At 57.2% G+C, this 24,558-nt stretch carries 20 protein-coding genes and 1 pseudogene; 14 read left to right on the forward strand and 7 right to left on the reverse strand.

Features of this window, described 5'->3' with window-relative positions; all coding sequences use genetic code 11:
• Nucleotides 1-29 precede the first annotated feature (29 nt).
• The 4 genes and pseudogenes from RHM68_RS02030 to RHM68_RS02045 all read left to right on the forward strand — a co-directional run bounded on the left by RHM68_RS02030 (nt 30) and on the right by RHM68_RS02045 (nt 3,222).
• The gene (locus tag RHM68_RS02030) at nt 30-743 is read left to right on the forward strand and encodes a PqiC family protein (protein ID WP_322220291.1); all 714 of its coding nucleotides are present in this window, start codon (nt 30-32) and stop codon (nt 741-743) included.
• A gap of 276 nt (nt 744-1,019) precedes the next feature.
• Nucleotides 1,020-1,400 (forward strand): annotated as a pseudogene (locus tag RHM68_RS02035) (Arm DNA-binding domain-containing protein); the annotation flags it as partial.
• Nucleotides 1,401-1,879: 479 nt separating this feature from the next.
• Entirely contained in the window at nt 1,880-2,977 is a 1,098-nt protein-coding gene (locus RHM68_RS02040) for an S-type pyocin domain-containing protein (protein WP_322220292.1), read from the forward strand.
• Nucleotides 2,974-3,222, forward strand: a complete 249-nt coding sequence (locus RHM68_RS02045; protein ID WP_322220293.1) for a bacteriocin immunity protein — start codon at nt 2,974-2,976, stop codon at nt 3,220-3,222. Before RHM68_RS02040 ends, RHM68_RS02045 begins: the two co-directional genes overlap by 4 nt.
• A gap of 677 nt (nt 3,223-3,899) precedes the next feature.
• On the opposite strand, the gene RHM68_RS02050 is transcribed toward RHM68_RS02045, so the two are convergent.
• Nucleotides 3,900-5,435, reverse strand: coding sequence for an AhpA/YtjB family protein (locus RHM68_RS02050; RefSeq protein ID WP_322220294.1), 1,536 nt, complete (start codon nt 5,433-5,435; stop codon nt 3,900-3,902).
• Nucleotides 5,436-5,571: 136 nt separating this feature from the next.
• Here RHM68_RS02050 and serB point away from each other — a divergent pair, with 136 nt between their 5' ends.
• On the forward strand, nt 5,572-6,786 hold the full coding sequence (gene serB / locus RHM68_RS02055) for a phosphoserine phosphatase SerB (protein WP_322220295.1): 1,215 nt from the start codon (nt 5,572-5,574) through the stop codon (nt 6,784-6,786).
• Nucleotides 6,787-6,892: 106 nt separating this feature from the next.
• On the opposite strand, the gene RHM68_RS02060 is transcribed toward serB, so the two are convergent.
• Nucleotides 6,893-8,680, reverse strand: coding sequence for a molecular chaperone (locus tag RHM68_RS02060; RefSeq protein ID WP_322220296.1), 1,788 nt, complete (start codon nt 8,678-8,680; stop codon nt 6,893-6,895).
• A 198-nt stretch (nt 8,681-8,878) separates the two neighbouring features.
• On the opposite strand from RHM68_RS02060, the gene RHM68_RS02065 reads away from it, so the two are divergent.
• Nucleotides 8,879-9,280, forward strand: coding sequence for a lectin OAA (locus RHM68_RS02065; protein WP_322220297.1), 402 nt, complete (start codon nt 8,879-8,881; stop codon nt 9,278-9,280).
• Between the two features lie 54 nt (nt 9,281-9,334).
• On the opposite strand, the gene asd is transcribed toward RHM68_RS02065, so the two are convergent.
• The 3 genes from asd to RHM68_RS02080 all read right to left on the reverse strand — a co-directional run bounded on the left by asd (nt 9,335) and on the right by RHM68_RS02080 (nt 12,701).
• The gene (gene asd, locus RHM68_RS02070) at nt 9,335-10,195 is read right to left on the reverse strand and encodes an archaetidylserine decarboxylase (protein ID WP_322220298.1); all 861 of its coding nucleotides are present in this window, start codon (nt 10,193-10,195) and stop codon (nt 9,335-9,337) included.
• Nucleotides 10,196-10,213: 18 nt separating this feature from the next.
• Entirely contained in the window at nt 10,214-11,029 is an 816-nt protein-coding gene (gene rhdA / locus RHM68_RS02075; RefSeq protein WP_322220299.1) for a thiosulfate sulfurtransferase, read from the reverse strand.
• A gap of 139 nt (nt 11,030-11,168) precedes the next feature.
• Nucleotides 11,169-12,701, reverse strand: coding sequence for an HDOD domain-containing protein (locus RHM68_RS02080; RefSeq protein WP_322220300.1), 1,533 nt, complete (start codon nt 12,699-12,701; stop codon nt 11,169-11,171).
• A gap of 166 nt (nt 12,702-12,867) precedes the next feature.
• Between RHM68_RS02080 and motA the strand changes: the two genes are divergently transcribed.
• The 8 genes from motA to RHM68_RS02120 all read left to right on the forward strand — a co-directional run bounded on the left by motA (nt 12,868) and on the right by RHM68_RS02120 (nt 22,899).
• Nucleotides 12,868-13,719, forward strand: coding sequence for a flagellar motor stator protein MotA (gene motA / locus RHM68_RS02085; protein WP_322220301.1), 852 nt, complete (start codon nt 12,868-12,870; stop codon nt 13,717-13,719).
• Between the two features lie 3 nt (nt 13,720-13,722).
• Nucleotides 13,723-14,757: a flagellar motor protein MotB gene (gene motB / locus RHM68_RS02090; RefSeq protein ID WP_322220302.1), complete on the forward strand. Its 1,035-nt coding sequence runs from the start codon at nt 13,723-13,725 to the stop codon at nt 14,755-14,757.
• A gap of 288 nt (nt 14,758-15,045) precedes the next feature.
• Nucleotides 15,046-17,139, forward strand: coding sequence for a type VI secretion system tip protein VgrG (locus tag RHM68_RS02095; protein ID WP_322220303.1), 2,094 nt, complete (start codon nt 15,046-15,048; stop codon nt 17,137-17,139).
• Complete coding sequence (locus tag RHM68_RS02100; protein ID WP_322220304.1) at nt 17,136-17,702, forward strand: DUF4123 domain-containing protein; 567 nt, start codon at nt 17,136-17,138, stop codon at nt 17,700-17,702. The genes RHM68_RS02095 and RHM68_RS02100 overlap by 4 nt, the downstream gene beginning before the upstream one ends.
• Nucleotides 17,699-20,392, forward strand: coding sequence for a toxin VasX (locus RHM68_RS02105; RefSeq protein WP_322220305.1), 2,694 nt, complete (start codon nt 17,699-17,701; stop codon nt 20,390-20,392). Before RHM68_RS02100 ends, RHM68_RS02105 begins: the two co-directional genes overlap by 4 nt.
• Entirely contained in the window at nt 20,383-21,342 is a 960-nt protein-coding gene (locus RHM68_RS02110; RefSeq protein WP_322220306.1) for a DUF6708 domain-containing protein, read from the forward strand. Before RHM68_RS02105 ends, RHM68_RS02110 begins: the two co-directional genes overlap by 10 nt.
• A gap of 55 nt (nt 21,343-21,397) precedes the next feature.
• Complete coding sequence (locus tag RHM68_RS02115; RefSeq protein ID WP_322220307.1) at nt 21,398-22,333, forward strand: DUF6708 domain-containing protein; 936 nt, start codon at nt 21,398-21,400, stop codon at nt 22,331-22,333.
• A gap of 122 nt (nt 22,334-22,455) precedes the next feature.
• Nucleotides 22,456-22,899, forward strand: coding sequence for a hypothetical protein (locus RHM68_RS02120; protein WP_322220308.1), 444 nt, complete (start codon nt 22,456-22,458; stop codon nt 22,897-22,899).
• 214 nt (nt 22,900-23,113) lie between these two features.
• Here RHM68_RS02120 and RHM68_RS02125 read toward each other — a convergent pair whose 3' ends face one another.
• Nucleotides 23,114-23,599, reverse strand: a complete 486-nt coding sequence (locus tag RHM68_RS02125; protein WP_322220309.1) for a toll/interleukin-1 receptor domain-containing protein — start codon at nt 23,597-23,599, stop codon at nt 23,114-23,116.
• Nucleotides 23,599-24,558, reverse strand: coding sequence for a caspase family protein (locus tag RHM68_RS02130; protein WP_322220310.1), 960 nt, complete (start codon nt 24,556-24,558; stop codon nt 23,599-23,601). The genes RHM68_RS02125 and RHM68_RS02130 overlap by 1 nt, the downstream gene beginning before the upstream one ends.

Here is a 24,558-nt window from a genome sequence, read left to right on the forward strand (position 1 = left end):
AGCCTTAAGGCCGCCACTTGGATGGGACGATGACTGCTCTGCGCCTTCCTTTAATTTTGTTGCTCGCTGGCGTTCTTGGCCTGGCGGGTTGCAGCGTACATCAGCCAGTGTCGCTGTATCAGCTGGACAGCGGAAGTCCGGCTCAGCCTGCGCAAAGCGCTGGTATGGCGGTATTGTTGGGGCCGGTAACGATTGCCGATTACCTGCAACGCGAAACCCTGTTGCAGCGTCAGCCTGATGGTAGCTTGCAAGCGTCTACCGATGGTCGCTGGGCCGGGAGCCTGTCTTCCGATATCGATCAATTGTTGCTGCGTCAGGTCGCCGGTCATCTGGACAGCCAGCGCGTTGTGCTCGCACCCGCCACCTTGGGCTTTGCGCCGGACGTGCAAGTTCTGCTGACAATTACGCGCCTGGATTCGGGCGAGTCGCAACCGGCCATCCTTGATGCCCAATGGCGTCTGATCGACCGTCGTGGCCAGGTTCGCGATAACCGCATTATTCACCTGCAAGAACCGCATACCTCTGGTACTGCGGCGCAGGTTCAGGCCCAGGGCGTATTGCTGCAGCGTCTGGCCGAGCAGTTATCGGTGGCGCTCAAGCCGCTGGCCAATCAGCCGCCGATTGCTGACGTACCGCGCAAACCGGCGGCCAAACCGGCGGCGCCAGCGGCGGAGCAGGGCAAGCAACCGAAGATGCCGATGGCCTCGCCGATTCGTACTGATATGGAAGTGTTCAGGTTCTAAGCCGGACGTGATCCAAAGCAAAGCCCGCAGAGATGCGCAATGCTGTTCACTTAAGCCGTAGTCTGGAAGTTTTTGATTTCCGACTCTATAGCGAAAGCCAAGAAAAACGCCGCTTCTCCATTTAGGGGTAAGCGGCGTTTTTCCTTAAGTGAACAGCATTGCGCCTAGTGCGGGCTTTCTTGTTTCTGGCTATCTACAATTGTCTCTCCCTATACTTCCCACCGTGTATGCCCCTGTGTATGCCTCATGAAAAATTGAACCCGAGGCATACAAGACGTGAAGCGCTCAGAAATCAAGCGCCGCCCACTCGCCGACACCACCCTGTCAGGCCTTGAGCCCGAGGTAGGCGTCTACCGCGAGCTTGACGGTGCCGGTCTGTACTTTCGCGTCAAACCGAACGGACAGAAGTCGTGGGAGCTTCGATACAAGAAAGCCGACGGCAAATGGTCCTGGCTCGGTCTCGGCGGCTATCCGGAAGTGAGCGGCGCACTGGCCAGGTCAAAAGCTGGCGAGCTGCGCGCCGACGCCGCCGAAGGCAAGAACCCGATGGCCACAAAGCTGGCGCGCAAGGCCGCCGAAGTTGTGGCCGCTAACGATACATTTGAAGCTCTGGCCCGCGAGTGGCACAGCTCACGCATCAGTAGTTGGGATGCAGGTATCTAAGGGCACACGACTGATACGCAAACCGGTGGTACGCAACCTGGTACGCAAGAAAAATGCGCACTTAGCGCCGGGGGCTGGATGGTTTCCATCGTCGAGGTTTCCACTCTGGTTTCCACGGTATCGCCGACATTCCGTGCATGTCCCTCGGTGGGGCTAGCGTCACGGTTACGCCGCAGCTTCAAACCTTCGTAGTAGACTTGTCGGCGGACTGATAAGGATGACGAGGCATGACGAGGCATGACGACAGGGAACTACAAAGGGCATCATTGCGAGCAGTGTTATGACTTCACGATGGAAAACGCCCGGAGAGCGCGAACCAAAGCGGCACAAGCTCAAAAGGAGGCGCTCCGTTATCAAGCGCTATGGATGAGCAAGCAAGGCTGGTCGCAGAACGGCAGCGGCTGCGCCTAGCGCCGTCACCAACACCACCACCTCAGCCTACAAAAGCACCATCTCCGCTGCTCAGAGGCTGCGTGTTCGCCAAGCCGTGCGCATTACCGGACGGCGAGATTAATTACAGCAACCCCGGTGGCTACGTGCCGCTCGATTTGCTGAAAGACTACGGCGCGTATGCGGTGCTCGGAGGCAGTGGGGCGGCATCGGCTACCGGTACGGCGCTGCAATGGGTGGGCGGCTCGGGCAGCGCTTCGGAGCTGGCCAAACGTCTGGGAGGCACCTTGGCGGCAATGGCGCCGACGCATATCAAAGTGCTTGTTGGCGTGCTGCTGCCGAACACCACTTCAGCCGATAGTGCGTTCTATACCTCTGAGCAGTACGCCCAATTAACCGAAGGCAACACACGGGTACGACTGAACGTCAAACAGTTGCCCGATGGCTCGGTGGACCTCTACGGTTTTTATACCGGGACCAAAACCGAATGGCAGCGAGTGCCGGTGATTACCGCCACGCCTGAAGGCGACCAACTGGTGGCCGACATGGGCGACGGGATCAAAATCACGTGGACTCCGGCAGTAGACCCCAGCTCAGTGATGGGCATTCCGGCACTGGAAGGTGTGACACTCAAGCCTGCCGTGTGGGTGTTTCCGCCAACCGAAAACGCTGCAAAAATCTTGGTCAATCCGATCTATCCACCGGATTACCAAGACGCGATTATCTGGTTTCCGAGTCAGCCGCAAATCGCGCCGATCTATCTATCATTGAGCGCCCGTTACGAGCCCGGCGGCGTGACTGGTATCGGCAAAGATGTTTCCGGTATCTGGCTCGCGGGCGCAGGCACAGGCCTCGGTTCGCCGATCCCGACGCGGATTGCCGATAAGCTGCGCGGGCGGGAATTTTCAAGCTTTGATAGGTTCAGAGAGGCGTTTTGGGAAGAGGTCGCGAGGGATGCCGCGCTGCTTAGTCAGTTCAAACCGAACAACCAAGCCCTGTTGCTGAAAGGGAACTCACCATATGCACCAAAGACCGAGCGCAACGGAGAAAACACACGGCATGAGATACACCATATCGAACATATCCAGCATGGCGGCGCGGTCTATGACGTTGACAATCTCTCCGTAATGACGCCTAAGCGACATGCTGAAATCCACAAGGAATATCGGAAACAACCATGAAAGCAAATTTCTCCGACTACACCGAAAGCGAATTCGTAGACTTGCTCAAGCGCATCGTTAGCAGTGAGGGCAGCGAAAAAGAAGTGGATGCGCTTGTGTTCCACTTTGAAAAGATCAGCGAACACCCCTCCGGGTCAGACTTAATTTTCTACCCTGATGATGGAGAAGACGACTCGCCAGAAGGCATCACCGGAACAGTCAAAAAATGGCGAGCGTCCAAAGGGTTACCGGGTTTCAAGCAGTAGGTAGAGGGCGACCATACTGAATCGTGTGCCGGAGGTTCTCCGGTTTGAAACCGGGAAACCTCAGATGGCCAAGCCGCGTTTGAAACGCGACTTCGCCAGCCGTTTCACCATCCTCCGTTTCAAACCGGAGAAATGCGGCAGGGTTGTTGTCGCTTGAACCGAGAGCAAGATCGATCGTTCGCGCACCTGGTCATGCCCTCCTGTTTCTACATACCCTGAAATCCGGGTATGTAAAACCGACCAGACCACAAGCGGCAGTCAGACCATCGGTCTTTTTGGCCTATCTCATTGTTTTTGCTTAACTTCTGCAAAACTTCGGAATTGATTTCAGATGCCGCGCCGTCGGCGTCGAAAGCATGAAAACCCCACCCGAAAGCACAATGCTGTTCACTTAAGCCGTAGTCTGGAAGTTTTTGATTTCCGACTCTATAGCGAAAGCCAAGAAAAACGCCGCTTCTCCATTTAGGGGTAAGCGGCGTTTTTCCTTAAGTGAACAGCATTGCGCAGAGATGCGGGCTTTGTTGTTTCTGTGGGTTGAGACTTCCATGGCCTGTCCTGACCCCTTCGCGGGCAACCCCGCTTTCACAGGGCGACGGCACTGATCAAATGGGGGCGCTGCCGGCAACAAAAAGCCCGCAGGCGAGTGATCATCTGCGGGCTTGTCTCGGTATCAAGGCTTACGCCCGGCGTTCGTGCATCCGTGCCAGTTGCCGCTCCAGCATTGATGGGTAAGGCTCCATCAATCGCTCAACACAGCAAGCGCCTTCAGGGCTGGCGATCGGACGAATACGCGCACGTTGACGAATCAGCACGTCGTCGCTGATCTTGCGCTCTACCAGCAGCAGGTTGCGACTGTGTTGTGACAGGGCCAGGGCGTCCTGAGCTGACTCTGTCAGCAGCAGGTCGATCTGGCTCAGGCCATACAGCTCGTCACCCAAGGTCAGGCCAAGCTGCAATTGCAGGGTGATGCCGCTGTCGGCGACTTCGATTTGCAACTGATGGCCCAGTGCTCGCAGCAGTTCGCCACAGCAGATAGCGTTGGTCAGGTAGTCATCGCCACTGTCTTCGGTGTGGAACAGCATCAACGTACTGCCGTCGTTCAGCGTGTGCAGTTCGCTTTGATAGAGCGAGGCGGCCTGGTCCAGGCAATCACGATAGCGCTTGAGCAGTTCTTCCAGGCGGGCCCGGGGCAGGCGACGCAATTGGTCCTGAGCGCCTAACTGCACGGCCAGGACCGCGCTGTGCTGTGGCACGTTCGAAACCGGTGGCTTGACCAGTGGTTTTGGCACGTTGTCTGCCGACTCGTCGCGCAGGTCGGCGAATGGATCTTCGTCGTCATTGTCATCTTCGACGGTGCTGACGATGTGCCGGGGAGCAGGCTTGAGGCCGGCCACCGGTTTGCTTTCATCGAAGCTCGGGTCTCTCAGGTTACGCACTTCGAAGGTCGGCTCGTGTTCTTCGGGGTCTGCGTAGTCGCTGTCGTCGTATTCCGGTTCAGGTGCAGGCTGTGGCTCGATCCGCTCCGGGGCGAAATTAGCGTGCAGTTGACGCGCCAGATCACCAATTTCGTCCTGGCGCTCGGTGGCCGGGGTGTACTCGTCGATATTGCGCAGCCAGACGCGCAATTGCAGAAGCGGCGTGGAGATGTGCCGGCCCAGGCGCAGACTCAAGGCCAGGGACAGGGCCAGCAGAATTGCACTCAGAATCCCCATGCTTTGCAGACTGATGGTCATCGGTTGCTGGAATTGATCCATGTCCAGGCTGATGCGCAGTTGCCCGGCGGTCACGTCCTGGAAGGTGATTTTGCTCTCATACATACCATCGGCTGCGCCTAACAGGCTGTGCTTGGGGCGCTGGCCGGACTCGGCGAGGATGCGGTTGTCCACGCTGTAGATGGCGGCGTGGGCCACCAGCTTGTTTTTGGTCAGGTTGTTGAGCAGCACGTTGAGGCTGAGGATGTCGTTGGACACCAACAGCTCGGTGGCCGAAGTGGCGGTCTGCGTGGTCAGGCTTTCGCCCAGCGCATCAGCCTGCTCATGCATGGCCTGCTTGAACTGCAAGCCCATCACGCAGGCATAAATGACCAGGGCCAGGGCGACCAGGATCACGTTATGGCTGGCAATGCGTAATGCAATCGGTACACGGCGATGGCGCAGTGCCCGGAAGATCAGCAGAAAGAAGTTATCGGTTTTTACTGGCGTGGGCCGGTTCACTGTGAGCTCGGCTCTTTTGTCCGTGAAGTTGACGCGCAGTATAGCGACAGGCCCTAGACCGGCAAAGCGCTCACGGTGCCCGATGGTCACTGAAAGTGGGTAGAATGCGGTTTTTTTCCACCTGCGGGGGTGCGCCTTGCGCGAAATTGTCCTGATAAACATCACGGGAGTCGACCGTCCGGGTCTGACGGCAGCCATTACCGGCGTTCTTGCGCAGGGTGGCGTGAACATTCTCGACATCGGTCAGGCGGTGATTCACGACACCCTGTCGTTCGGCATCCTGGTTGAAATTCCGGATACCGAGCCAGGCCAGTCGGTGCTCAAGGACATCCTTTTCACGGCGTACAAGCTCGATCAGCAAGTGCGTTTCACGCCGGTGTCCGAAGAGGACTACCAGCAGTGGGTCGGCAATCAGGGCAAAAAACGCCACATCGTTACCCTGTTGACCCGCAAGGTAACCGCCGAGCAATTGCAGCGTGTGAGCTCGATTACCGCCAATTACGGCTTGAACATCGACCACATCGATCGCCTCTCCGGGCGCATGCCGCTGGACACTCCGGCCGACAAGGGCAAGGGCTGCATCGAGTTCTCTGTGCGTGGCGAAGCCGCTGATCCGCAGGCGTTGCGGGCCGAGTTCCTCAGCGTGGCGCAGGAGTTGAACGTCGACATCGCGTTCCAGGAAGATTCTCTGTTCCGCCGTAACCGGCGCCTGGCGGTGTTTGACATGGACTCGACGCTGATCGAGGCCGAAGTCATTGACGAACTGGCCAAGGCTGCCGGCGTCGGCGACCAGGTGTCGCAAATCACCGAGCGGGCCATGGCTGGCGAACTTGATTTTCGCGAAAGCTTCAAGGAACGCCTGGCCTTGCTCAAAGGGCTGGACGTCAGCGTTCTGGACTCAATTGGCGCCTCTCTGCGCCTGACCGAAGGCGCCGAAACCCTGTTCGCCGAGCTTAAGCGCCTGGGCTACAAGACCGCGATCCTGTCCGGTGGCTTCACCTACTTTGCAAAGCAATTACAAGCCAAACTGGGCATCGACTACGTGTTCGCCAACGAACTGCAAGTGGTGGACGGCAAGGTAACTGGCATCGCGGTAGAGCCGATTGTCGATGCCCAACGCAAGGCCGATCTGCTGCGTGAGCTGGCCCACAAGGAAGGCTTGCGTCTGGAACAGACTATTGCAGTCGGTGATGGCGCCAACGATTTGCCGATGCTGGCGATTGCCGGGCTGGGTGTGGCATTCCGCGCCAAACCGCTGGTGAAACAGTCGGCGAAGCAGGCGATTTCCACGCTGGGTCTGGACGGCGTGCTGTACCTGCTGGGGTTGCGCGATCGTGATGGTCAGCTCTGACATCCGGATCGTCTGAACCGGTGACTTCGCCAGCACGCCTCGCGCCCACATCGATCCAATGTGGGCGCGAGGCGGTTCGTGAAGGCTTGGCAGCGGGCTCACAGATTCAAAGCAAGTTCCACAACGAATCAAAATCCTCTTGCGCAACCACCGCGTCGGTCCCGACGACGGTTTCGCTTTTGGCTGTCTCTAGCGAGCGATAGGCAAACTGGTTGAAGCTGTTGGTGCTTGCCACTCGTCGATCCAGTCCGGCGCGGCGTTCAGTACCGTTGGTGTTGATCATCACGTTGTTGCCTTCCTGGAACGGCAGGCGCGGGGCAAGCAGTGTGGCGGGTAGGTCGATGGCGCTGATTTCCGGTAGCAGTAGGCCGCGCAGATACTGACTGTGATCGTCCCGGGTCCGCACCAGTTGCAGGCCGCAAGGCTCGGCATGCGGCGCAACTTGTTCAATACCCATTTGCGTACCGCCACCGCGTACCTGACGAATCCAGCGCACCACGGCAATGCTCCAGCCTTGTCCGGTCGTGTCTTCGATACCCACCATCTCGCCGGCTTGTAGCTCCGCGGGCACTTCGCCGGGCCATGCCAGGCAATAGCCGCCAGGGCTGTGGTTAATCACCGGTAGGACATAGGTCGGAAAATGCCGATTGCTATCGGACGCTTCTTGGCTGTCGTCGCTTTGAAGCTGCGGGTATTCGATTTCTTCGTAAGGCAGCATATTGTCGGCGTTGCCGAGTGCCGCGGCGTCGAAGGCCTGACTCCAGTTGTCTTGGCGGCCGGCCACTGGGGTCGCTGAGAACTGCGCGGGGCGCACGGCAGGGTTTTTCAGGATGTCGCTGAACGAACGTTGTCCGCCCAGATAAAAGTGCAAGGCGCTCATGCCCACGCACAAGGTCAGGCTGCCCTGGCTGGGCGTGCGCTGGAAACTGCGTTCGGCGGCCTGGCCCCAGGCGGCATGTAAGTGTTGCAGCGTGTCTGTGCTCAGACCTGCCGGTATTGGCAGGGTCAAAGAGGTGTCGGTCGGCTGTTGCAGATAAGCCTCGATGGCGACTACCAGCGGCTGGGGACTAATTCCCAGCAAACCGTCCTGTTGCTCTGCCCGGAACTTGTTGCGGTAGCGCGGCCCGCTGTCGAGGTCTGGCGCGACGGCGAATAGTTCATTGCCGCCGCTGCCGGGTTGCAGCGAAATCCACTTGCTCCAGGGCTCAAGCACTTCGGCGAGCCGGGCGATTTGGTTCTGGCGCAGTTGATTGCAGCGCGAAGCGCCGAGCAGCAGGGCGGCCACGTAGGTCTGCTCGATGCTCAGGTCCGACGTCTGGCTGGCCAACTCATCGCGCACGCTAAGGTTTTGTAACTGATGCTCACAGCCAATGCGATACAACTGGTGCAGCTCCAGCCACACACCTTCCGGCACCGGGCAATACAGTTGTGTCGCGCGGGTCAAGGGGCCGTTGAGGCAATGGATCGCCCGCTGCAGGGCTTGGGTAAGCAGGGTCGCACGGTCCTTGCGAAAGCGCGGAGCGATGCGCATGACGATCTGTTTGTAGCCAATCGCCAAATGGCTTTGCAGCGCCTGACAGAGGTTGGCGATTTTGCGTGAGCGTTCATCAAGAACAATAGCCTGATGCAGAAAATGCCGCTCCAGGTGCTTGCAGACGTAATACACCTCGGGTCTTAACAGCTCCAGCATCTGTAGCCGATTGTCACTGGGTGTGAGCAATTGATTGAGTTCGCCCAGGCCTTGGTAGAGCAGGCGGGCGGTTTCACCAATGTTGGCTTTGGGCAGGTTGGCAATCCAGCGCTTGAGGTCGCGGGGGGTAGGCTCACAAAACGACAGGCGAGATTGTGTCGGGATAGGGGCGCGTAATAGCAAGTAGGGACTGGTCTCATTCATGCCGAAGACAAACTCTGAGCGGACAATGGGCAGTGAATTTGCTGACTGTATCACTTGCGAGCTTTTACCGTTTGTCTGTCAGACGGGTGAGGGGCGGACGTACTACTAATCTGACAGACGTGCGACTGGATACGCACAGTCGTGCGGCCTGTTGCCTAAATAGCGCAGGTCTCTTGCAACTTCAAGGAGATGAGGTTCATGTCTAGATACGTAGTGGCAAATCAATGGGGCGGGAGTTCGGCACCCTGGCATCCGGGTGGAGACTGGACGTTAGGCGCGCGGGATAACCAGAAAGTTGTCGCGATCGAGATCAAATCGGGCGACGGCGGCAAGAGCTTCACCGGCACCATGACCTACTCGGGTGAAGGTCCCATTGGCTTCAAGGCTCAGCGCACAGGTCAGAACCAGTACAACGTTGAAAATCAGTGGGGCGGTAATGATGCCCCGTGGCATCCGGGTGGCAAATGGGTCATCGGCGGCCGAGACAATCAGAACGTTGTGGCGTTGAGCGTGACCTCCAGTGATGGAGGGAAAAACCTCAGTGGTACCAATACCTACGCCAATGAAGGGCCGATCGGCTTTCGTGGGCAGATAGAGTAGCGGTAGCGGAATGTCCGACCCCGCGAAGACGTTCGCGGGGTTCGGACCGCGGCATCAGGCGTTAGGTAACCCCAAGGCCTGTCCCATCTGTACTGGCGAAAGAGCGCCCAGCCCTTGTGCCCACTTCACTTGATCCGGCCCGAACAGCACGACAGCGGTCGATCCCAGCTTAAAACGACCCAGTTCTGCACCTTTCTCCAGATGGATCGGCGCACGGGCGGCTTCGTCGTAGCGGAAGGTTTTCAGCTCGCGTTTCGGCGGCGTGACGAGCCCGGCCCACACGGTTTCAATCGACGCCACAATCATTGCGCCGACCAATACCACGGCCATTGGCCCGCGCTCGGTGTCGAAAATGCACGCCACACGCTCGTTACGGGCAAACAGTTCCGGAACGTTTTCGGCCGTGGTCTGGTTGACCGAAAAGATTCGGCCCGGGATGTAGACCATTTCGCGCAAGGTGCCGGCCAGCGGCATGTGTACGCGATGGTAGTCCTTTGGCGACAGGTAAATGGTGGCGAAATCACCGCCCATGAACGGCGCGGCATTGGCCGCATCACCGCCCAGCAATTCCAGCACGCTGAAACTGTGCCCCTTGGCCTGGAATACTCGGCCGTGTTCAATCGGGCCTAGTTGGCTGACGGCACCGTCGGCCGGGCTGAGGATCGCCCCGGGGGTTTCGTCCAGTGGGCGAGCGCCGTCTTTCAAGGCGCGGGTGAAAAACGCGTTGAAATGCTCGTAGGCCGTCAGGTCTTCGACCAGGGCCTGGGACATGTCCACTTGATAACGTTTGGCGAACCAGGCGGTGAAGGCATTTTTGAACCAGCGCACGCGACATTCCGCAATGCAACCGGCCAGCCGCGAGAGCAAGTGATGGGGCAGCAGGTATTGGCTGAGGATAAACAAACGCTTATTCATTGACTGTCCTTGAAAAACTTAAATCTCTACAGGGGTGTCGGGATGGTTGCCCCATTCGCCCCAGGAGCCAGCGTAGCCTTTGACCCGCGGATAACCGAGAGCTTTGGCCACCAGGTAGGTAAAGCCAGAACGATGGTGGGTCTGGCAGTGGGTAATCACTTCTTTATCTCTGCTGATGCCCAGCTGTTCGAGGATCTGTGGCATGTCCGAACGGATGCGTAGGTTGCGCGCCTGATCCATGCCAGCGGTCCATTCGAAATTCACCGCGCCGGGGATATGTCCGGCCTTGGCCGCCAGGACTTTTTCACCGGAGTATTCCAGCGGCCCGCGCGCGTCCCAGATCGCCAGGTCGGCGGCGCCGAGACGGCTTTGCAGGTATTCGCGGGTGGCAGTGGGTTCGTCGTGCAGCGTCAGAGCCATCGGACCGCCTACCGGGGTCGGGACCTCGGTGGACAGCGGCAAGTCTTGCGCCAGCCACGACAGCAGGCCGCCATCAAGGTAGTGGTAGTGGGTGTGGCCTATGACATCCAGCAGCCAGATGAATCGTCCGGCCCAACCGCCGCCTTCGTCGTCATACACAACGTAGACCGCGTCCTTGTTGTGGCCCAGCTCACCGAACAACGCTTCGAGTGCGGCCGTGGCCGGCAGCAAGCCTGGCGCCGGTGGCAGGCCCAGTTGCGTGCGTTTAGGGTCGACAAAACGCGCGCCGGGGATATGGCCCTCGGCATAGCGGGCGCTGCTGGTCAGGTCGACCAGAATCAATTCACGGGCATCGAGGCGGCTGAGCAGGTCGCTCGGCTCGATCACCAGCGCCAAGCCAGAGAAATCAGGCATGTGAGGTCTCCAGAGCACAAAGGGAAGGATTGTAGCGCAGCGTCATGAAGCCCCGTCATCAATTATTTCCCGCGCCACGGCGGACCTGAGCCTTCAGGTTGCACCTGAGCGTGCGACAGGCACTCAGTGATCACGGGCTCTAGCGCTGGCTAAAGCTGTGCAAGGCTTTCTCGATGCACTGCGCCGTTTTGCCGAAGGCTTGCAGGGTAATTTCCGAGAACGGACCGCCGCCCTGATCCGCGGCCACAATCATGATCACCCGGCCATTGTTGACCAGTGAACGCAACAGCAGGTGGTCGCCGCCGAACTGGTTGCGCAGGCTGGCGGGCAACAGCGCCGAGAACTGCGCGTTGTTGGCCGGGGTCAGCCGTACCTGGGCTTGTTGCGCGAGCAGGCGTTGCAATACGGTGCTCTGGCTGACCACCAGATTCAGTTCGGCTGCCTCCTTGGGCAGGCCGGCCGTCTGATGGACTCTGAGTTTGGCGTGAGTCCGATCAGCCATCAGAATCATCACCCGGCGCATGCCGCAGGCGACCAGTGCATCCCGTGCGGAGGTGGTCAAGTGCATGGCGTTGGTGAAACGGCTCGGCTCCACCAGCAGCTCGGCACATTGTTTGCGCCACTTGCCGAGGTCTTCTGTGCTCGGCGCCGGGGCGGGTAGCAAACCGGCGTGGAGGCGGTGGGTGCCCCACGGCCAGAGCAGCGAGATCGCCGGGTGCCAGAGGTCCGGCATGGCGTGTTGGCGCGCACTGTTGGCCGACTGTTGATGCAGTTGCTGTTGTACTTGATCCATCGGCATTTGCAGATAGAGGCTGGTCAGGTACTGCCAGCGCTGGCTGTGTGGGCTGTCCCAGGCATGTTGTGCCGACAACGCCAGACCATTGGCCAGCAACACGGTATTGGCCGGTTGATTGAGCCAGTTGCGCAGGCTCGGATCATCATCGAGGCTATTTTGCTGGCGCAGCGGGTGATTGCTGTCGCGGGCAATTCGCAGAACCTTCACCAGCTCACGCTGATTCACCAGCAGCGCGCGATAGCCCTGCTGTACCCAGATGGGCAGGTGCCAGAGGTCTACCAGTGTCTGGGCGATTTCCAGCAAGCGGACGCCGAACAATTGCTTTTCGACCTTGCGCGCCGATTCGCCCTTGTGAATGACCCGCAATTCCCACTCTTCAAGCAAGTGCGGATGGGTCAGAGCCAGCGGCCAGAGCGGCGAAAGAAACAGCAGGCTGCCCCAGTGGATGTCTTGCCACAGTCGCGCCAGGCGGCTGGCGAAAAAACCGTTGGCCTGTTGGGTGGCATGCTGGCTGATCATTTGCAGCTGACGCAGGGCCAGCGGAATGTCGGATAGGGGTTTGGCGGGCAGTCGGGCGAGCAGTTCTTCGGTGCGTTTCAAACCGAGGCGATTGATCGCCACCTCAAGGTTTTCCGCCGGTTCGGTCATGCTGCCCTGGGTGTGACGATTTGCCTCACGAATCACGCTCAAGGCCAGTGCCGGGCTTTCTTGCATGAGGTCGGCGATGTCGCGCACAGAACTGCGACTATTGCGAAGTGCCTTGCAAACACGGTCATGACTGGCTTGAGGAACCGGCAGGCGCACGGCATCGAGTAGTTTGACCCAGCCTTGGAGGGTGGTCGGTTTTAGAGCTGGAACGTTCGTTTCGTTAGCCATGGTTGGACGCGATCATCGTCTGCATTACCTATGCCCGGAGCGGGCCAAATTGGCTTTTCGCCTGAACTGGCTATAGTCTGGCGCAGTTTTGCCGATAAGTAGAAGAAGAGATTTTTTAACTTCCGAATATGACCTTGAACCCGACTCAGTAAGTGCTCCCCTACCTATGGCTAAAATAATCGGCATCATTGTCGTATTCGCGAGCGTGCTCGGCGGATACGTGCTTTCCCACGGCAAGATTGCCGCCCTGATTCAGCCTTTCGAGGTGATGATCATTGGTGGCGCTGCACTGGGTGCATTCCTGCAGGCCAACCCCGGTTACATGACGATGCACGTGCTCAAGAAGTCGTTGGGCATGTTCAGTTCGCGTTTCACCCACACCTTCTACCTTGAAGTCCTGGGCCTGATCTACGAGATCCTCAACAAGAGCCGCCGCGAAGGCATGATGGCCATTGAGGGTGACATCGAAGACGCCTCGGCGAGCCCGATTTTTGCCAAGTACCCGGCTGTATTGAAAGACACACGCATGACGGCGTTTGTCTGTGATTACCTGCGCATCATGTCCTCCGGCAACATGGCTCCCCACGAACTCGAAGGCTTGTTCGACATGGAGCTATATAGCCTCAAGGAAGACCTTGAGCATCCGTCCCACGCGGTGAACGGTGTTGCTGATGCCATGCCCGGTTTTGGTATCGTCGCAGCGGTACTGGGTATCGTAGTGACCATGGCCTCCCTGGGTGAGGGCGACCAGAAAGCCATTGGTATGCACGTTGGTGCGGCACTCGTGGGTACATTCTTCGGTATTCTCGCGGCCTACGGTTTTTTTGGTCCGCTAGCCACCTCCCTGGCGCACGATGCCAAGGAAGAACTGAACGTTTACGAAGCCATCAAGGCTTCCTTGGTGGCCTCGGCTTCCGGCGTGCCGCCATCGTTGGCGGTCGAGTTTGGGCGCAAAGTGCTGTACCCGGCGCACCGGCCTAGTTTCGCCGAGCTTGAACAAGCGGTTCGCGGTCGCTAAGTCATGGAAAATAACCAGCCGATAATCATCAAGCGCGTCAAGCGCATCGCTGGCGGGCATCACGGGGGCGCCTGGAAAATCGCCTTCGCTGACTTCGCCACGGCGATGATGGCGTTCTTCCTGGTGCTGTGGCTGTTGTCCACGGCCACGCCGGAACAGAAGATCGCCATTGCCGGTTACTTCAAGGACCCGGTCGGCTTCTCGGAAAGCGGCACGCCTTACATTATTGACCTGGGCGGCACACCGACGCTCGCGCCGGAAAACACCCTGAACCCCGAGGTGAAGTCTCAGCCTCAGCCAGACAAGGTGACAGTGGACACCGATCAGGTCGAAGGCATGGCCGAGCAGGTCGAGAAAGAACGTCTGGAACTGCTGTTGCAAGAACTGCAGAACAAGGTCAATGAAAACCCGCAACTGCAGAAGTTCAAGGACCAGATCCTGTTCGAAATCACGCCGAATGGCTTGCGCATCCAGATCATGGACGCAGAAAACCGGCCGATGTTCGACTCAGGCTCCGCGCGACTGAAGCCTTATTTTGAAGACATCTTGCTGGCCATGGCTGACACCATTAAAGCGGTGCCGAATAAAATCAGCATCAGCGGTCACACTGACGCCAAGCCGTTCTCCGGCACCGGCGACTTTGGTAACTGGGAGTTGTCGGCTAACCGTGCCAACGCTGCCCGTCGTGCGCTGGTTGCCGGCAGTTACCCGGATTCTCAAGTGGCGCGGGTCGTCGGTTACGCCTCGTCGGCGTTGTTCGATCGCGAGCATCCATTCAATCCGGTCAACCGCCGTATCGACATCGTCGTACTGACGAAGAAGGCGCAGGCGGCCATCGAAGGTTCGCAAGGTGCAGACCCGACATCGACACCGGACACTCCCGCCGGTGCGCCGACCGCGCCTGCGGATCCGAACGCCTTGCCGGCGGATAAACAGCCGGTGCCAGCCCATGAGCTTCGCGAGCGGTTGAACCTGTTCGAGGACGCTGCGCCGAAACCGGGCGCACCCGCCAAGCCTGCGGATCCGCCAAAGCAGTGACCCAAAAAAGCCACGATGATCGTGGCTTTTTTGTTTCTGGGACGTTGCGGCTTGCCTGTTGTTTGTGGAGGGGCTTCCATCCAAACACTTGCAGCTGCTGCGTCACTATTACCGCTTCCTCAGCCTCACCCAGTAATATTTTTAAATACGGAAAGCTCCTACGGGCTTTGCAGGGGTGTCTGACATTAATTTTTCTTCCTCCTTGCTAGCTTGCTCGGCAATTGACGCCTACTCCTATCCGCTATGGATTGAGCTTCGCGCCTTGTCTTTCAGCTCAAGGATTAGCGTATGTTCGCGCGGGCCAATGTTGCGCACTTCGAACTAAAAATTCCTAACGTCCGTAACGATTTCAAGGTGCTCGCGTTTGACGGTGTCGAGGCCATCAGCGCCTTGTACGCCATCCACGTTGAGCTGGTCAGCGAGCACCCGGATTTCGATCTGGAGCGCCTGCTCAGTCAGCCGGCGTTTCTGCAATTTGGCTTCAACGGCGAAGGCCTTCACGGCCGCATCGAAGACGTCATGGTCGGTGAGGCCGGCAAGCGCCTGACCCGTTATCACCTGACGCTGGTGCCGGCGCTGCACTATTTGCAGTTCAGCCACAACCCACGGATTTTCCAGCGGTTGACGGTGCCGCAGATCATCACGCAAGTGCTCAAGGGGCACGGCATCCTGAGCGATGCGTTCAGCTTCCATGTCAGCACCAGCCCCGAGCGCGAGCACTGCACTCAATACGGTGAAAGTGACCTGGATTTCGTCCAGCGCTTGTGCGCCGAAGACGGCATCGCGTGGCATCACCAGCATTCATCGGGCGGTCATCAGTTGGTGTTCACCGACGATCAAACCTTCTTCCCTAAACTGGGCGCCACCCCCTACCAGCAAGACTCGGGCATGGTCGCGGAGCACCCGGTGGTCAACCAGTTTTCCATGCGTTTCAGCACGCGTACCAGCAACGTGACGCGCCGCGACTACGACCTGAAACGGCCACAGCTGTTGCTGGAAAACAGCTTCAGCGCCGAGTTCACCCCGGTGCTGGAAGACTACGATTACCCGTTGCTGATGCAGACTGAAAAGCGCGGCAGACAACTCGCCCGTCAGGCCTTGGAGCGCCACCGCACCGACTATCAGTTGGCCCAAGGCACAAGCGATCAGCCGACCCTGCGCAGCGGTCACTTTTTTGACCTGATGGAGCATCCGCGTAAAACCGCCAACGATCTGTGGCTGCTGCTAAGCGTTACGCACTTTGGGAAACAGCCACAAGCACTCGAAGAGGTGATCACCCTCGACGTCAAACCCGAAGAGGGTTTCACTCAGGGTTACCGCAATACGTTCAGCGCCATTCCGTGGGACGTTTTTTATCGTCCGCCGCTGTGCCCACGCCAAGCGCAGCTGGTCAGCCAGACCGCACGCGTCACCGGGCCGGTGGGCGAAGAGATTTTTTGCGATGAGTTTGGTCGGGTAAAGGTCGAACTGCCTTGGGACCGCGCCGAACTCAACAGCGATAAAAGCAGTTGCTGGCTACGGGTCTCGTCCAGTTGGGCGGGCGAGCAGTTCGGCGCGGTGACCATCCCGCGCATCGGCATGGAAGTCGTCGTCACCTACCTCGAAGGCGACCCCGACCAGCCGCTGATCACCGGTTGCGTGCCGAACAAAGTCACCTGCGTCGCCCATGCCTTGCCCGAACACAAAACCAAAACCGTATTGCGCAGCCACAGCTCGCCGCGCACCGGCGGCTACAACGAACTGTCGCTGGAAGACCGCGCCGGGCAGGAAAAAATCTACCTGCGGGCCCAGCGCGATATCGAGCAACTGATCCTCAACGACAGCGACAGCCGCATCGGCAACGACCGCCGTGAACAAATCGCCCGCGACAGCCACAGCCTGATCGGCAACGACCGTTTCGAACAGGTGGACCAGCACAGCGCCAGCCTGATCAAGGGCGACGAACTGCACACCACCGAAGGCGCGCGCAATACGGTGATCGGCGGTGAAGAACGGATCAGCATCAGCAGTAACGCCAGCACCACGGTGGCCGGAACGCTGGTGATTCAGGCGGGTTCGCAAGCGCATATGACGGCCGCCAATGTGGTGATTGAGGCCGACGTGAGCCTGACGCTTGAAGCCGGTGGCCAACACATCGTGATCAACGCCAGCGGGATTTTCAGCAGCGTGGCCATTGTTCAGGGCGGGGCGCCGGTGGTGGGGATGGCTGCTCAGGCTGCGCTGTCGGTTGTGCCGCAGGGGACTGAGTCCGTGAGGGTTGACACCCTACCTATGGAAGCCCTGCTCAAACAGGACATCGTCTTTCGTGAGGCCAATATTGGCCTCTGCCCGGTGTGCGACGCCGCCCAGCAAAGCCACGAAGCTGAAGGGACGCCAGCATGACGTCAACCACCCCAAACAAAGGACTGCTCCTGCTTGACGGTGCCCACTATGAGAGCGCCATGGATTGGCTCCTCGAGCACTACGGCCCGGACCAACCTCAGCCGCTATTCAAGGGCACCGCTTACGAGCCCATTGGTGCCGCGGGCCCGTTTCTCCTGAATGCCTCGTTCGGCAGCGCAACCTATGCCGCGTGGTGGGGCGGTTCCGACTTGCAGCACGGTGTGTGGCTGGCTTCTGCGCAAAGCGCCCGACAGTTGTTATCGATCCTGCAACGTCGCTTACGCATTTTTGATGAGCAACAGCGTGAGTTCTGGTTACGCCTGGCGGATGGCGCTGTTCTAAGCCGTGCCTGGATGGCCGGTGCGCAATGGCCCGCAGGTTTTTGGCATGGCGTGGATAGCGTCTGGCTACGGCATGGCAATACAGCGGTGTGCGCTTGGGAAAACCCAACACCTGAATTCGACGCGGCACCGGTCAACAAAGGTCTGGCTGCGCAAATCACTCTGCCTGAGCCGCTGCTGGATGCACTCGGTTTGCCTGCCAGCCCGGAGCGGAAAGCATGAGCACACACGATAAAAGCCGCTTTGGCACGTGTCCGCTGTTTGTTGCAGTCCTGCCACTGCGATATGCCTTGGGCCCCACAAACGCTGTCGATACCAGCGCCCATGACGTGCCTGCTCTGAATGGCCAGTTTCCCGAACTGGGCCCGAGGCATCCTGATCTGACCGCGCACACGCTCAACTACACCTCCCGTTTGTTGCGCGACGGTTGGTTGTACGTGTGGCAGAGCAATCCACCCAGACTGGTGGAGTATGAGATTGAAAAAGCGCAGCTCACGCAAACCACGCGCTCAGGCAAGGTGATCGACACCCGAGTCAAGCCGCATCTGTTGCTCAGGGCCGGTGATGCTGCCGCGTTGGTGTGGTCGCCCGTGCGCTGGAGCGAACCGCAGTACAAATCCGCCAGAACAAGCCCCTTCGTGCGCCAGCGCATCATGCGCAGTTTTGTGCCGGGCGTTGCGCCGTTCAGTGGTCCCGTCGACACAGTCACCAAGCAGATTGGCGAATACAACGATGCGACGCGCTACGGTTGGAGCACTGAACCCGAAACGGAACATGCCCCCGACTGGCTGAAGTTGCAGCGCCAGATGAAAGCGTGCGAGCAACAAACCTTCGCGATCATTGATGACGCATGGGGCGTGCTGCTCGACCTCGCGGCATTGATGCGTGTGCGTAAGGAGGCTTTCGACAGTTATCAGGAGCATCACGCTGAAGAGTGGGCGATGGCCAATGTCATCAAGTCACTGAGCGAAGGCGACCGTCAACTAAGCACGCAACTGCCGTCGATCACCCGTTATGACGAACTCCAACGGGCGTGGAAAGATCAAGACATCCAGAACGATCGATATACCGCCGATATCCGACGCCTGGCCCAACTCTGGGTGGCGTGGTTCAACACCCAGCAAGTGGCTGGCCCGTCGAGCATGGACACAGCGTGCGGTCATTTCGATATAACTCAAGCGCTTGCTCGTGAGGCGCTGGAGTTGCATTTTGCTGCTGCTTGTTTGGGGCCGGCGAACACTAGTGTTGGGGCTCAGGCCATTACCTTTAGTCTGGAAGGTAACCAGGCCGGTAAGCCTTGGCTGCTTTGGGCGTTGCTCGGGTTGCCATCTCGGTTGGGTGTTGGCGAGATTAAATATCTGGTGGACTTCAGTGATGTGGTTCGCGACAACATGGCGGCCGCGCAAGAGGGCACCAACAATCTCGCAAGGGTTTTCGGTTATGCAGGGGCGATCAATCAGACGGCCGACAAACTGAAGCAACACAAACCGGCTTCAAGCATTGAGGCCTTGTTTCTGTCCATCGCGCCGGTGGCGGGGCTGCAATTGCATCAGGGCGAACAGACCAGCAGTGCGGCGGGGCGTTTGTACCTGGCGGCAGCGCTGGCCCGCAGCGACCAGCGCATCCAGACTTCGGGCGTCACGCCGCGTCAATTAGGTGAGTGGTATAGCGATTTGATGGGTACGCGTCAGTCATTGCCCACTCATTTGAATGTCGCGCCGCTGGTCAGCGGAGTGGCTGACGGTATTCCGTTCATGCACTTGGTTCCGGCCAGTACCAAGCTGCCACCGTTGCCGGTGAATCTGGCGGCCGGTGTTGAATTGAGCAGTGTGTTTGATGTGAAAAGTACGCTGAGTAAGGCGTCGATCAAGTCGATTTTGATGTTGGTGGCGGGGGTGAATTTTGTTTCTTCGGGAGAGCAGGTTTTTGAAAAGCGGACCTACAAAAGTGTATTTGTCACGGCCGGGGCGGCGATTGGTGTTGGGGCCGCAGCTGCGGCGGTCTTTCAGCGAGTAACAGAGGTTGATTGGGCATCAGCCGTTCGCCATAGCGGCAACTCTTCAGTTTCATCTCGGCTGCTTTTAAGCAAGGCGTTAAGGCGGGCTGCCACTACTGCTTTGGCGCAGGGCGTCTTTCTAGCATTTGATGTTGTGCTCTATGGGGTCGACGCCTTTGAAGCCTACAAAGCAGGCGATTTCGACACGATGGCTGTGAACTTGGCGGTAGTAGGGGCTTCACTGGCAAGTATCAGGCTTCAAGTCCAGGCTTTTCGGGAACTGCGAGTGGCGCGAGCCGCTGTAATAGTAGGAGATGTGGCGACTATTGCCAGAGGGATCAACGTGGTACCCCATCTCGGTGCCAAGCTATTGGGCCTCGCTGTTGTGATTGTGGGTGGAGTCATTGCCCGTCTCTATACCACGGACTCGTCGCTGGAAAAATGGGTAAAAACCAGCCGCTTCGGTATACGTCCAGACGACACTTGGTCCCACGACTATGCGCTGTCCATGGATAAGATGTATTCCACTCTGTTTCCCATTAGTTTTGATGCCTACCGGTTGGCAGAAATGCATCCCTATCAAGGGCAAGTGACGTCCACCTACCTAATGCTGAAACTACCGGGAGAAAACGTGCAGATGTCCGACGCCATGGTTCACTTCAAGGGTGTCGAGGTCTGGGGCGATACACTCGGCTATCACTCCGAACAGATAAGAAAGGTCGAATGGACGGGTAAAGATTTTTCCCGACACAGTGGTACCCGCATTCCGGTTTCCGCCGGCATCACTCCTTATCGCCGTGTTTATCATGAAGATGGAGTGCGGGACTTGAAGTACGTTGAGGGGGAATTGATCTATTCACCACAAGAAGGACTGACGCTACCCGCGGTAAAAATCATGGAACGAGCATGGATATAAGTACGCAAGAGACGCCTCGCTACAGTGCTACCCCCACAGTTATCCTTGCGGCGGACAAATCGACGGGTGAACAGCTAATGGAGTTGTTTATCACTGAAGAACACACCGAGCATTACTTGGCGTTACAAGCGGGTGGCGACTCTGATCGAGGAATACTGACGGGAGTGCTGGGCGGAATAGGGGGCTGTGCTTTGGTGGGGCTTGGCCTTTTAGGCGCAATGCAAGGCAAGCTCGACATCACATATATGACGTTCGTTACAGGCCTGTTCCTATTTCTGGTGCCTTTCTTTTGGGAAGTCCTTCGCCCCTTGCCATTGCCCATTCTATTTAACCGCCGAACCCGCGAAGTGTATTTTTATCATGAAGGTAATCTTTATCACGCTCCATGGGATGGCATCTGCGCCGTAGCCAATGAATTTCAATTGGTTGGTGCTCAAATCGGTGGTATGCAAAGCGCCTCACTGGAAATTAGGATGTGGAAATTTGAAGAATCGGAAACCGCTCTGATGGTTAGCCTCGGCTCTCCATTCGGTAAATCATTGGAGATGCAAAAAGGCTTTTGGGAGTACATCCGCTCCTACATGAACAACGGCCCCTATTTCGATGAGTACGGTAATCACAGTGAGTCGGACGTATTTGTACAAGGCCAGTTGTCCGTGCGGCCTAGAATGAGCGACAGCTTCAAACAGACACTGGAGCGGATAAAACAGGCAAAGCGAGAGAACGGAGGTAAAAACTATCTGCGCAGTATCGATGTTTTGGGCTTAGTACTCGATCTTTGCTTCTATCCCACCTGTCGCATTCAAGAACTCACCTACAGCCTCGCCAAGCGCCGCTCCCGCAACCTGTGGCCGAAAGTTGTCACTGAACGCCTGAAACCCGACGGTCCGAATACGCGTCTTGTTGATCTGGAGGATCGGCAGGATCGTGTAGCTTCGAACGAAGGCTGATTTGCTTTTCGTTGATTGAACTGAAATTAACAGCGATGAATATCGTGGAATAAGTATGGATATTAATAAGTCAGCATCTCCCCACGCCACTGCACCCACCGTAAGGCTCGAGGCGGCAAAGCCCACAGGTGAAAAGCCAATAGCCCCATTTATTATCGATGAGCACAATGAGGACTACTTAACACTGCAAGATGCGGGCGAACCGGATCGAGGGCGCCTGGCTGGCTTCTTTGGGTGGTTGGCAATTGCACTGTTATGTCTGGAGCTACTGTTAATGCTCTATGGGATACACAAGAGTGTCCTTGTAGAATTGGGAATCACAACCCTTTTGTTTTTTGTTTTATTTGTATGGGAAGCCCATCGCCCTTTACCGCTGCCGATTGTGTTCAATCGCCGTACACGCGAAGTATACGTCGATCAGGATGGGGTTCTGTTTCACGCCCCGTGGGATGGTCTTTGCGCCGAGGTCGATGAGTTTCAGCTCGTCGATACTCAATTAGCGAGCATGCAAAACGCTACGCTGGAAATTAGTGTATGGAAATTCCAACAACCGGAAATGGTACGGATGATCAGTCTTGGTACGCCTTTTGGTAAAACACTGAACCTGCAAAAAAGCTTTTGGGAGTATCTGCGCGCCTATATGAATAACGGTCCTTGGTTCGATGGCCAAGGTAATCACAGTGATTCGGACGCGTTTGTAAAAAGGCAGTTGTTAATGCGTCAAAAAATTAGCACCCGTTTGATGTCGAAACCTACACCAATAGAACAGATGGAAAAGGAGGGTGGAGACGAAAACTACATAAGCGGAAGGGATGCAATAAAAATAATACTTAAACCGATTTTCTACCCCCTGGATCGAATTCAAAAACTTGTCTACGGTTTCGCCAAGCGCCGCTCTCACAACGTGTGGCCCCATGTTATAACCGAGCGGCTCAAGCCCAATGGACCCATTACGCGTCTTGTCGATCTAGAGGATGAAAAAAAACCGTGACGATTAGATTTGATTGCACTGTCGGTCTCTAAAACTAATGCGGTGCGCTGAAAATTAAATTTTCAATCGGTCATGTCTAAATACGATGTTGCTATGGCTGCTGCGAAGATCAAGGGGTAATTATGCGAGCTACATGGAATCCTTATACAAGCTTGACGCACATCTATTGGTTATGTGGAAGCTGTGTTGTTAGTTTTGCAATGCTGGGGATGATTTTTTTTCCTTACGGGGCACTGGGGCGCTACGTGGCAGGGTGGCCCATTGGGATGTCAATACTGATGAGTATTGTGTTGAGTGTGATTAGCAGTTTTTCAAAACGTGATCATAAAGTGAGTATTTCAGTTGTTCCGCAAGGTTTAATGTTTCGCGATGAGGCCGTTGGTTATAAGCGACAGGAGTTGATTCTCAGGGAGGAAATACATTCGATTCATGTTCGGCGAAACCCATTTTTCAAATCGCTTGTTATTGAGTTGAAAGAGGATAATCAGCGCTTTTTTTTGAGTAATGCGGCTTTTACGGACGGGTTCTTTGATCAGGTTCGGGCACACATTAAATATGAGTGTTGAAACATGCGTTCAAAGCCCCTCGTAACATCCCCGACAGCGTCGTGTGCCTGTGTTTGAAAAATGCCAAACGTCATGGCCTGAGGTATTTCGCCCACGCTGCACATGTATTGATTCACAACGAGTGTGACGTCTATGACGCTCATCGCTGGAAGGTGGAAAAAAGCAGCCGTTTGAATATCAGGAAGCCGCGATATTCGCGGCTTATTTGGGCCTGTCAGAAGCCTCGATGAATACGATTTTTGAGTTGGTCGTGGAAGTGTTCGGCGTTCTTTTTGTAAGTGCCGCGCAAGGATTCATTGACCGAATCCAATGTCATCGAGCGTTTATTGGTCACTTCTTCCCGGTAAGCATCGATAAAGAACTCAATATCTTTTTCGCTGCTCAGCTTCGGCCATTTATCCAGGTACAGCGGCAGCTCCGCCGGGCCAGTCCGGAACGAGCAGATGCGGCGATTGCTGATGGTCGCCTCACCGATTTCGAACGGTACCCACCAGGAATTTGCGGTCCTTTCGGACACCACGGCCAACAGGTGTGTGCATTCGCTGATGTTGCGCGTGATCACCCCGGTGATGTCGTCGGTGGTCTGCGACTCGGGATCGAGCACGTCGAGGTAGGTTTTGATGTTGGCTTGCTGTAGCCGTTTGTTGATGGCGATGGCTTGCGGCCGATCCATGTGGCGGTAGCTGATAAACACTGGCATCAAAAATGTCCCTTGATCGCGAGTTCGCGGTAGTAGGCGCCGAGCGCGGTAAGGCGGCAGCCAGTGGAGTGCATGGCCGCGAAGTACATGTGCTCGGCGTCGACCGGTTCGATCAGGCTGTGGCGGTTGCATTTCTGCAGTTGTTGAAAAATTTCTCCATTGTCGGGATCGAACGTGGCTTCGGTGGGTTCGTAGCTGGGGTCGAGCGGATAGACAAAACTGGGTTCGGGGAACCAGTCCTTGAGTTTGCGCAAGGTTTCTTCAGCAATCAGCGGCGCTACTTCGCGCAGCGGGACGAATTGAGAAACATTGGTTTTGAATACCGGGCGCTGTTCCCACGCGCCCAGCGCATTGTCGACAAACGAATACACGCTGCCGGGAGTCACCCTGCCCAGCACATTGGCCGCGCCGCCGTGCAAGGCCTGCAACAGCAGTCCGGTGAATACGCCGTGGCCACGCGATTCCAGTGCCAACTGCTCTTTCTTGCAGGCGGTCAGGATGGTCATGCCTTCGCCGACCACGCTGTTGCCGCCGCGCAACCCGCGCATCGCGGCGGCGGCGCCGGCCTGGCAGCAATCGAGGATGATGATTTTATTCTTGATCTGCGGGGCGTTGTCCGCCCAGTTCAAGATATCGCTGATGCGAATGCCATCTCCGCCATGCGCAAAGTCCTGAGGAATCAGCAGCCCTTCGTCGATGCTGGTGTCGAACTGACCGTGGCCGGCGAAATACAGCAGCGCCACATCACAATCACCGGAAAACAGGCTCTGGATGTGCTGTTTCATCGCCGTCAGTGAGAGGTCATCCTCGGCGGAGGTCAGCACCTTGCTGCTGAAGTTGGGGCGGCCGTTGGCATGCCGTTCCAGTACCGACGCCATAGCCATGGCGTCGTTGTTGCAGCCGCTTAGCGGTGAGACATGCTGATAATGGTTGATACCGATGAACAATCCCTTGCGCAT

Source organism: Pseudomonas sp. DC1.2, from assembly GCF_034351645.1.
In the GTDB taxonomy this organism is placed as follows: domain Bacteria; phylum Pseudomonadota; class Gammaproteobacteria; order Pseudomonadales; family Pseudomonadaceae; genus Aquipseudomonas.